The 10,400-nt window shown below is 58.7% G+C and carries 8 protein-coding genes; 4 read left to right on the top strand and 4 right to left on the bottom strand.

Going from position 1 to position 10,400, the window contains the following annotated elements:
* Positions 1–98 precede the first annotated feature (98 nt).
* Positions 99–1,076: an SDR family NAD(P)-dependent oxidoreductase gene (locus tag RY1_RS29115; protein ID WP_072807531.1), complete on the bottom strand. Its 978-nt coding sequence runs from the start codon at positions 1,074–1,076 to the stop codon at positions 99–101.
* A gap of 73 nt (positions 1,077–1,149) precedes the next feature.
* Here RY1_RS29115 and RY1_RS29110 point away from each other — a divergent pair, with 73 nt between their 5' ends.
* Complete coding sequence (locus RY1_RS29110) at positions 1,150–2,127, top strand: helix-turn-helix transcriptional regulator (protein ID WP_072807530.1); 978 nt, start codon at positions 1,150–1,152, stop codon at positions 2,125–2,127.
* Between the two features lie 169 nt (positions 2,128–2,296).
* Here the strand turns inward: RY1_RS29110 and RY1_RS29105 are convergent, their stop codons facing one another.
* Both RY1_RS29105 and RY1_RS29100 read right to left on the bottom strand, forming a co-directional pair.
* Positions 2,297–2,926, bottom strand: coding sequence for a type IV toxin-antitoxin system AbiEi family antitoxin (locus RY1_RS29105; protein ID WP_072807529.1), 630 nt, complete (start codon positions 2,924–2,926; stop codon positions 2,297–2,299).
* 196 nt (positions 2,927–3,122) lie between these two features.
* Positions 3,123–4,229, bottom strand: a complete 1,107-nt coding sequence (locus tag RY1_RS29100; protein ID WP_072807528.1) for a Fic family protein — start codon at positions 4,227–4,229, stop codon at positions 3,123–3,125.
* Between the two features lie 1,477 nt (positions 4,230–5,706).
* Here RY1_RS29100 and RY1_RS30800 point away from each other — a divergent pair.
* Genes RY1_RS30800 through RY1_RS29085 form a run of 3 tightly spaced genes read left to right on the top strand, consistent with a single transcriptional unit; the run spans position 5,707 to position 9,412 of the window.
* Positions 5,707–6,222 carry a hypothetical protein gene (locus RY1_RS30800; protein WP_245820002.1) on the top strand — a complete coding sequence of 172 codons (516 nt, stop codon included), beginning with the start codon at positions 5,707–5,709 and terminating at the stop codon, positions 6,220–6,222.
* Complete coding sequence (locus RY1_RS29090; protein ID WP_072807526.1) at positions 6,200–7,033, top strand: hypothetical protein; 834 nt, start codon at positions 6,200–6,202, stop codon at positions 7,031–7,033. The genes RY1_RS30800 and RY1_RS29090 overlap by 23 nt, the downstream gene beginning before the upstream one ends.
* 51 nt (positions 7,034–7,084) lie before the next feature.
* The gene (locus tag RY1_RS29085) at positions 7,085–9,412 is read left to right on the top strand and encodes an nSTAND3 domain-containing NTPase (protein WP_072807525.1); all 2,328 of its coding nucleotides are present in this window, start codon (positions 7,085–7,087) and stop codon (positions 9,410–9,412) included.
* Positions 9,413–9,595: 183 nt separating this feature from the next.
* Here the strand turns inward: RY1_RS29085 and RY1_RS29080 are convergent, their stop codons facing one another.
* Positions 9,596–10,249: a type IV toxin-antitoxin system AbiEi family antitoxin domain-containing protein gene (locus RY1_RS29080; protein ID WP_306305361.1), complete on the bottom strand. Its 654-nt coding sequence runs from the start codon at positions 10,247–10,249 to the stop codon at positions 9,596–9,598.
* Between the last annotated feature and the right edge of the window lie 151 nt (positions 10,250–10,400).

Below are 10,400 nucleotides of genomic sequence, written 5' to 3'. Positions count from 1 at the left end.
GGTGCCTTGAACCCTCGAAGCCTCGGCCCGCGACTGACTGCGCGACGCGGGTCCTTACGACTTTCTCACCAAACCAGCGGAGCCGGTGGAGAACTGGATCAGGCGGTGAGTCGTTCACTGAGGTCCCAGAGTCGGCGCGCATCGTCAGCGTCGATCATGGCCGAGTTTGCCATGGACGGAATACTTTCGGCGTTGAGTGGGCGATCGGCGTCGTCGAGGTGCGATACGTCGCTGTCTTTGAGATACACGCCCCCGATGCCATCGAGCAGCGGGCTCGCTGCGCCGAAGACGAGGTTCGCGGCACCTTGTTCGACGGTTTTCTTGCCTCCCTCGGGATCGATAATGGTGTTCCCGTCCTCATCCACGAGACCTTGCGCCCGGAACGCCGCGGCGCGCTCGGGGGTATGCGGCCCGGGTCCGATAATGACGCCCGGGTGCGCGGCGTATGCGCGGATACCCTCATCGGCGTACCGGCGATCGAGCTCGACGGTGAACAACACATTCGCGCGTTTGGACTGACCGTAGGCGACGGCGGGGTTGTAACCGGTGGCCAAATCGAGGTCGTCCCACCTGATCTCGCCGAAGCGTGCGGCTCCCGAGGTCACATTCACCACTCGCGCGCCATTCGCGGCGCGCAGGGAGGGGAGAAGGCCGCGGGTGAGCTGAAAGTGACCGAGGTGCGCGGTGGAGAACGCCAGTTCGTGTCCGCGGGAGTCGAATCGATGTTCCGGACCGAACAGCACTGCAGCGCTGTTGACGAGAATGTGCAACGGTTTGCCGGTCTCGCGCCAGCGGGTGACGAACGCATCGATGGAGGCGGGTTCGGTGAGGTCGAGTTGCTCGATGAGCACGCCGTCGATGTCTGCAACGGCCGTAGAGGCGCGTGCCGGGTCTCGGGCGGCGACAGTCACCGACGCCCCTGCCTTCGACAGAGCTCTGGTCACTTCGCTGCCGAGGCGACTGTGGCCGCCCGTGACGATGGCGTTCCTACCCGCGAGGTCGATCCCCGCGAGAACATCGGACGCGGTCGAGGCGGCCGTGAAGGGTGTGTCGAGTGGTTTCTGCTGTTCGATCATTACTCGAGTCTGCCGCCTCGGGTCAGTACCTGGAATAATTGAAAGTCCGCATTTCATGCGTCAGAATACGGGAATGAGTCACAACCCTGCCGTGGACGCCCTGTCGGACATGTTCGATCGGATCGAGGTCGAGGGCGTGATGACCGGAGGATTCGCAGTACGTGGTCCCTGGACCTCCGGGGGCGAACTGACGCGACCATTCAAGCTCATCGCATTGGTCGCCGGGACGGCGGACGTGTGGGCGGATGGGCCTGGCGGCCCGATCGGCCCGATCGATCTGATGCCCGGCGATGTGGTGCTCTTGAGCTACCGAACTCACCTCCGAATCCGAGGCGGTAGCGGCACGACGGAGTCGGCATCATTGATCCCGGAGACCAACTTCGACGCGACGAGCCTTGCGACCGCAGATCTCGATCGCGACGACGTCCTCATCGGTGGTGCGATCCGGGTGGGTCCCGCGGGGTCCGAACTGCTCCGGAATGCGTTGCCGGGCATGGTCCATGTTGCGGCGACGAGGTCGACGTCCTCCCGATCCAGTGAGCTAGTGAGGCAGTTGTTCGAAGAAGCCTCAGGCTCGCGCGTCGGATCGGCCTTCGCTATCCGGCAGAACGCTCAATTACTTCTCCTCGAGGTCCTACGCGCCCACCTCGAACACGATCAGCCGGCCATGGGCTGGTTGCGGCTCCTCGGGGACGAGAGTCTTGCACCGGCGCTTCGCCGGATGCATGCGGAACCGGGACGATCGTGGGGCCTCGAGGAACTCGCAACCGCCGCAGGGATGTCGCGCACAATCTTCGCCGAGCGCTTCCGCCGCGCCGCCGGAGAGCCGCCTCTGACGTATCTGACACGGTGGCGAATGGTCCTCGCGCAGCGCGCACTGGAAGATCCCGATGTTCGAATCGGCGCCCTTGCTGCCCAACTCGGATACGCCTCGGACAGCGCCTTCAGCAACGCGTTCAAGCGGATAGTCGGTGAAGCACCACTGCACTATCGGCGACACGCAGGCGACATGCACCGAGCCACGTCCTCGTCCGCCCCCTCCTCACTCTGAAGCGGGCGGGATCGATACACGCCGATCCACGACACGGATTTCGCGCGTCGACGGCATCCTCGAAGTGTCTGGGTGCGGGATCGGAGGCGATAGCGACCGCCATGAGGTGAGTGGCGTTGCAGCAACAACACTCCCACGAGATGATCGACGGTCACGTTTGCGGATCGGTTCACAATCTGCCGGCGGCCCAGACACTGTTCCCGCACACTAACCCTTGTAACCGAGTCTGCAATCCTGCCAATGTCGTTCGCATCTTCTGAGTGTCTGCGATCTCCCCCAACACATTTGGATGACGCCGCCGATACAACTGCTCCACCGCCGCCCACCCCTCCCCCTCGGCATCACCCAACCCAGGGCGCTTCACCAAATCCAACACCGTCTGCTCAGTCGTCGTCACCACCACAGCACCCAACTCGGTATTGATCCGCTCCGCATCCAGACGTGCCGTGTCGCGCACGACAAACCGGATGACCGCCGGCCGATCCGCCAATCGAATCGGGTCGTGGCGCGTCGGGACCGCCACCACAGCCATCGCCAATGCCCGCGGGATGGCACCGTGCAGCCGGGCCGCGCTGATACCCATCACGACGACGTCATCGGTGCCGTAGGCCGCGACCGCGACACCGGCTGCCGCCGCTTCCACGCCAGGCATCCAACCCGTCCCGACGCGATCGTCGGGAACCGCCACATAGAAACCCGTCGCCACCCGGTGCAGCAAACCCAAGTCCGTCAATCGCGCGAGTTCGGCGCGCGGGTGCGCATACACCTGCGCAGCAGTCGCAGCCCGCACCATCCGCATCGGAAGGCGAGCAAACTCAGGAGGTAACCCGGTCTGACGGCGTAGACAAGCGAGATCAGACTCGAGGCTTCACCGTCGACATCGCCTCTTTCGGGTTCTTCCTCTCTCTAGTGGTCGAGGGCGACCGGCATCGCAGGCCATATATAAAGATTCCGACAGTTTTTTTACATGTCCTCGAGACATGTAAAAAAGCTTTCTACTCGAGCTGACCTGCGGAGCTTTCCGGGCGGACAAGCAAGTCGAGGAACTCCCGGTTGATGAACAGACGGTCCCTCCCGACTTTGGCTTCCCGCAACATGCCGGCGTCGACGAGAGCATTCAGCCAGGCCGTCGCAGTCGGCCGTGATACACCGCATCTCGACATGACCGTATTGATTCGGCAATACGGCTGCTCGAAGAGCACCGACTGAAAAATCGAGTCCGCACCACCTCGAGAGGCCGCCCGAGCCCGCTGACCGAAGTCATCCTGCAGCGCGCGGAGCGCCTCGATCTTGCGCAATGTGTCCACTGACGTCTGTTCGATGCCCGCGAGGATATAGAGAAGCCATGCCTCCCACGCGCCGTCGGATGTCACGGCCAGCAACAAGCGGTAGTAGTCGTTCTTCGTATCGATGATGTACCGCGACAGGTACAGAACCGGCATCCTCAACAACCCAGCCTCGACAAGCATCATCACGTTCAGAATGCGTCCCGTCCGCCCATTTCCATCGGCAAAGGGATGGATCGCCTCGAACTGGTAGTGCGCTGCCGCCATGCGCACCAGCGGATCCATGCCGTCGTCCGAGTGGATGAAGCGTTCCCACTCGCTGAGCTTGCCTTCGATCAGAGCGCGACCTTCGGGTGGACTGTAGGCGACCTCACCTGTGACGGGATTGCCGATGCGAGTTCCGGGGAGTGCGCGAATCTGCATCTCGCGGCCCTTGATCGTGCTGCACACGTCGACTGCGGCGGAAGTCGTCAGACCCCGATCAACAGTGCGCTCGAAGCCAACCCGAAGAGCAGTCCGGTAGCGGAGCGTTTCCCTGGTAGCCGGGTCGGCTCCCGCGTCATCGTCCAGATGACGAAAAAGGTCATCCGTCGTCGTCACGATGTTCTCGATCTCCGAGCTCGCCTGGGCTTCCAAGAGCGGAATCGAGTTGATCAGCACTGTCGGGTTGGGAATGGATACAACCGCCTGGTCGAGCTTGGCGAGCGCCGCGTTGGCCCCGATCGCCGCTTTGAGGACGGCGTAAGTCTCCAGCTGACCTATGCCGGGAGGCGGAGGGAGCTCGTTGTACGGAACGTCGGATCGCCAGGCTGTCATGCGTGGACAATGCCACGCAAAGGCCTGATATGCAAAGAAAACCGCAAAATGTTTACAGGTTCAGCTGATGTTCACACCTTCTTGCAACATCGACCTCTCGGGCACAGCGCACACCGCCCCACAGCGACGCCGCCCCTCCAGGCCAACCAAATCCGACTGGATGCAAACGAACGCTCACCGGTGAGTTAGCGATGAGTTCTGACATTCTGTGACACCGAACGCCTGATCCTGCCGATTGCCTGGCAAATCCCCAGGTCGGAAGCACCGCATAAACCCAGGTGGACGAACCGGGCTCACTCCCGAAACGAGCGGCCGAAATAGGCCAAAAAGAGACGGTCCCAACCATTTTCACTGGTCAGAAGCTTCTCGAAGGGCCTCCTAACGGGATTGAACCGTTGACCGCTCGCTTACAAGTATGTTGGGAGACAATCGAATACGTCCACCTGGACCCACTACAGCCGCTCTGACCATTGTTAATCGTTCAGGCGCTACCATCCAGGTTCACGTTCGTTCGTACCGACTCGTGACACGCTTGTGACACCGAGATCCGCATCAAACAGTTCCGGACTCTGTGGTGAATCCGATTGAACGCGTGTCCGTTCTCCGAAGCACTCGGCACTTTTGATCTGGTTTACGGCCTATGGAAGTCTGCGCGTACTCGCCTTTACAGTGTGCGTATGAGCAATTCAAACCTCGCGGAGTCGGTCCCACCTCGCCTCGAACCCGACATACATCGTGAGACGGCGACAGGTGCATGCTCGTCCCGTATCTGAAATTTCGATCCGATAGCCGAATCGAGCAGCGCACCAACTTCGCGGGACGACTTGCACTTTGCCGACGATGTTCGGGATAAGGCATTGTTCCGATGCCACCGGAATGGTATATTTTTCCGAACAAGGGAGGCGTAATGATCGACAGTGAGCCACCAGGGTCCGAAGCGGAGATCCTTCGCCGATGCATGTTGAGCCTCCGTTCCATTATCCCCGACAGCTGGACACTGTCGAGCGAAGACAAGTCCCTCGACAGCGCTGACTCCGGGCTCGACGCAAAATTGACAATCACCGCACCGGACGGGGGCTCGGCTCACTTCGGCATCGAAGTCAAAGCAACCGTCCAGCGCAGGGACGTCAGGGCGCTGGCGTCGAGGTTCCGGGCTGCCGCAACCACCACACCTGACACTCTCTACCTTGTCGCTTCTCGCTACCTTTCCCCGCCCGTCAGACAGGCTCTCGTCGAGCAAGACGTATCTTTTGTCGACGTGACAGGCAACCTGTCAATCTCGTCCGACCGTCCGCCTATAGTCCTACGAGACAGGGGATCTGACAACGATCCGTGGCGAGGTCGCGGCCGACCGCGCGGAACTCTAAAGGGCGAGCCGGCCGCGAAAGTCGTCCGCACGTTGATCGGTTCGAGCTCACCGTGGAAGGTTCGAGACCTAGTTACGGTCTCTCGGGCGTCCACAGGTGCCACCTACCGAGTGTTGGAATACCTCCAAGTAAACGAACTTGTCGATAAGACCGAACAGGGCCTCTATCAAGTGCCGGACTGGCCCGCGCTACTCAGAAGGTGGAGCCGCGACTACAGCGTTGTCGACAACAACAGGACGTACACATTTCTCGAACCCCGCGGCATCCCAAGCTTTCTAGCCAAGCTACCTGGCTCGTCCAGTCGCTATGCCGTCACCTCATCAGTTGCTGCCGCTCAATGGGCCGCGTACGCCCCCGCGCGATCCATCACCCTGTACGTCGACGATGCATCTACCGCCGCATCCGAATGGGCCCTTCGCCGAACGGAAGCGGGAGCAAACATTGTCCTTGCGGAACCGCACTACGACATCGTTTTCGACCGGACATCCACAACCACCGATGGCTATACCGTCGCGAACATCGCGCAGGTGGCAGTCGACCTCCTAACCGGGCCCGGCCGAAACCCGGCCGAAGGCGAAGAACTAATTGAATGGATGCAGGCAAATGAGCAATCCTGGCGAGACTGACCTCCTCGTCCAATCCAGGTCCGCACTTCTCGACGCTCTCACCGCCCTCGACCGCCACAAGGACTCTGTCATCGTCATAGGAGCTCAGGCCGTCTACCTTCGATGCGGCAAAGCTCCCGTTGCGCTCGCTGAATCGACCAAGGACAGCGACCTTGTCGTTGACCCTAGGCAGCTGGGCAACGAGCCGTTGCTGGAAGAGGCAATGTCGAGCGCAGGCTTTTACATGAATGTGAATGGCAACCCGGGCGCGTGGCTCAACCGGCACGGAATCCCAGTGGACCTGATGATCCCTGAGCTCCTCAGCGGACGGACGAGCAAGAACGCCAGGTCGGCTCGCATGCCACCCCATAGCAAGACAGCACTTCGGGTCGCACGAGGATTGGAGGCATGTGTCATCGATCGAAGTACGATGGCCATCAAGGCCCTCGATGCGGCAGACACCCGAGAATTCACCGTTCTGGTCGCTGGCAGTGCCGCTCTCATTGTTGCGAAGATACACAAACTCAACGAACGAATAGATGCCCCCAACCGGTTGAATGACAAAGACGCACACGATTTGTATCGACTCCTTATAGCAAGCGAAACCACCTCAGTCGCAAAGAACTTTGCGCGCTTGCTTGCCGAACCGGTAAGTGCTCGAGCGACAAAGGAAGCACTCGTCGCACTCAAAACACTCTTCGGTGATGGACCTGAGGCCACCGGCTCGATGATGGCAGGGCGCGCAGAGGCCGGCATTGGAGACCCGCAGATGGTGGCGGCCTCATCCGCGGCGCTAGCGGACGAACTACTGAAGGAAATCAGCAAACTTTAGTCACGAGCTACTTTTCTACCGCTCGTACACCTCGAAAAGCCAAGGACGAATATGCCTGAATACGACTTCCACACACTTTCTCCAACGGACTTCGAGATGCTCGTTCGTGACTTGCTGGAGGAAGAACTTGGTAAGCCTTTCGAGGCATTCGCAAATGGCCCAGACGGCGGTGTCGACCTCCGGTGCACCTCCAACCAAATAACGACAGTTGTTCAATGTAAGCACTATCGCGGTTCGACCTTCAGCGACCTAAAGCGATCTGCGGCCAAGGAGAAAGGCAAAATGGACACCCTAGGCCCGGACGAATACTATTTTGCGACTTCGCAAGACCTGACCATCACTCAGAAAGACACCCTGAAGCAGACACTACATCCACACATATCCAACTCCAATCAAATTCTCGCTGCTCGTGATTTAAACAAACTTCTCGGGCTAAATCCCAAAGTAGAACAACGCCACTTCAAACTTTGGATGGCCTCAGCCGGGGTCATCAAGAGGATCGTACTTTCCGGGCTCTGGGAGCGAAGTGAAGCCCTTATGGAAGAAATGCAGGACCGTATCCGCCTCTACGTTTCGACTGACAGTTACTCATCCGCAAGAGAAACCCTCCATAAACATCGGGTCTGCGTAGTCACCGGCCCGCCCGGCGTGGGAAAAAGCATGCTTGCAGACATGATCGCACTTACGCACTGGGACAGCGGTTGGCAGATTGTAAATCTATCCTCGCATGAAATCAGCAATTCGTGGGATGCATGGGATTCCGATTCAAAACAATTATTCTACTTCGATGATATATTTGGCCAAACCGACATACAGGAACGACTCGGAAACGATAACGGACCGACCCTCTCAAGATTAATCGGGCGCGTCAGAAAGTCAACAAACAAGTTAATTATCGTAACCAGTAGAATGCATGTACTCAAGGACGCGATACGAAGGGATGAGCCGCTGGAGCGTGCGGGGCTGACAGCCTACGAATGCGTAGTCCGGATACAGGAGTACACCCCGCTCCATCGCGCAAAAATTTTGTACAACCACCTCTATTTCAGCGATATCCCTCGGGATGTAATACGGCAGTTTTGCGAAAACTTAAGCTACCAGAGAATAAATGGGCATAGAAACTTCACACCACGAATCATAGAGCAGGTACTTGCGCAATATTCCGGAACGGAGGCACGCGAGCTTGAGGAAAAAATACTAAGTGCTTTAGAAAATCCCGTAATGCTGTGGGGTGGCAGCTTCAGGGAGTCCCTTCCCGAGTCGTCTCGACTTCTCCTCATGCACTTGGTTTCGTTCCCGCCAAGCGGTGCAGACTTAAGTGAACTCCGAGAAGTCTCCATCAGATCGGTATCACCAATGCGATATACGGAACGAATCAAAAATCTTGAAGGTAGTTGGATCAAAATCGGCACGACGTCGTACCACGATATCGAACCTAAAGTGCAGTTCAACGATCCCAGCTGTCGCGACTTTGTCCTGTGGTATCTGAACTCCGAACCGACCTACGCAATCGACATAATTCGAAATGCCAGCTCGTTAAATCAGATATCCCAGATTGTTAGCTACGCCGCGTCCGTCAACGGCGAGGACACCACTAAATATCCGACAATTTCCAAGACGCTTCTAGTAAACAATGATTTAATTTTTAATATCGCGAGAAGTCTATGGGACCGAACGCCCGCAGGGCCTGACTCTTGGGCCGTCGAAAAGTTGGGATCGATATCGCGAATAGCTGAAATACTTAAGATCGATGCTGGGGCTTGGATTGCCGAACAGTTCCCACTCCTCCTCACCAAGCTGAGGGAGGACCCATCCATCGATTCTTCGGCAGCCGCACGTGTTGCCGACGCGCTGATTAATAATTACTTCCGTCCGTTTTCGAGTGCCGAGTCCTTAATGGCCGTGCGGCTGTTAAGTGCGTGGAGAGACGATGCCTACGAATCGGACCAATGGGATAGGACCTTCGAATTTCAAGATTGGCTCCAGCGTGTGCATCACTACATTCCGAGCGATGAGGATCAGACCCACTTACACGGCCAATACCGCCAATGGCTAACATCCGAGCTGGACGCGGTCATGGACAACTCAAGCAATCAATCCGACGCCAAAGAATGGATCGAGCAAGTAAAATCCAACACAGATATCCACTTCGATTTATGGACATTCGACGACCAGTTCGACGAATACATGGACAAGGTGGACGAAAAATGGCCAGTCTACGAGCCTTATATCTATGACGAGCGAGAAGCACATTCGGCCGACGCAGTCACTCAATCAGGCGGAGGCTCATCCGCCCTGGTCGAAATTTTCAGAAAGAGCGAAGACGCGCCGCGCACCGAGGCGCGCATCATCGCGGATTTGTTTACACAGCTATCGTAAGTGCCCCGCAGGCGTGAGTAGAGCCGCGGGGACGACTATTTGGTAGGAACGGAACTGCGGGAGTGTAAAACATACTGCGCCGGTTGCCCATCGTCAGTGGACGACCCATGTGACTGCATTCGGCAAACACGCCATACTAAGCGGCCGCGACAACAAACCCGGCAGCCAACTCGTCGGGATTCACTACTCCCCCAACCGAGCCTGCAGCCGCAAAAGAGTCGTTTTCATCTTCTGAGCCCCAGCGATCTCCGCCGAAACGCCTCGGTCGCACCTCCGATACAACTGCTCCACCGCCGCCCACACCTCACCCTCGGCATCACCCAACCCAGGGCGCTTCACCAGATCCAACACCGTCTGCTCAGGAGTCGTCACCAACACCGCACCCAACTCGGTGTCGATCCGCTCCGCATCCAGACGCGCAGTGTCGCGCACGACAAACCGGATGACCGCCGGCCGATCCGCCAATCGAATCGGATCATGCCGCTTCGGCACAGCCACCACCGCAGTCGCCAATGCCCGCGGAACCACACCGTGCAGCCGGGCCGCGCTGATACCCATCACGACGGCATTGTCGGCGCTGTAGGCAGCAACCGCGATACCGGCCGCTGCAGCCTCCAAACCCGGCATCCACTCGGTCCCGACCCGATCGTCAGGCACCGCCACGTAGAAGCCTGTCGCCACCCGGTGCAGCAGACCCAAGTCCGTCAGCCGCGTCAGTTCGGCCCGCGGGTGCGCATACACCTGCGCAGCCGTCCCGGCCCGCACCATCCGCATCGGAAGGCGAGCAAACTCGGGAGGTAACCCGGTCTGACGGCGTCGAACAGCGCTTGTTGACACGTCGCCTCCCGTGAGTATCGGATACGTAGGCTCCAAGCCGACAAAACTGACACCGATGACAAAACCCCTGAACAGCCCGAAACGCAGATCTGAAGTCATCGGAATCCGGCTGCATCCACAGAGACGCTCAGAGGTGAGTTAGCAACGAGTT

Origin of the sequence: Rhodococcus yunnanensis NBRC 103083, assembly GCF_001895005.1 — a bacterium.
Lineage (GTDB): Bacteria > Actinomycetota > Actinomycetes > Mycobacteriales > Mycobacteriaceae > Rhodococcoides > Rhodococcoides yunnanense.
Note: the sequence above shows the minus strand (reverse complement) of the source record. Positions and strands in the feature narration are given on the sequence as shown.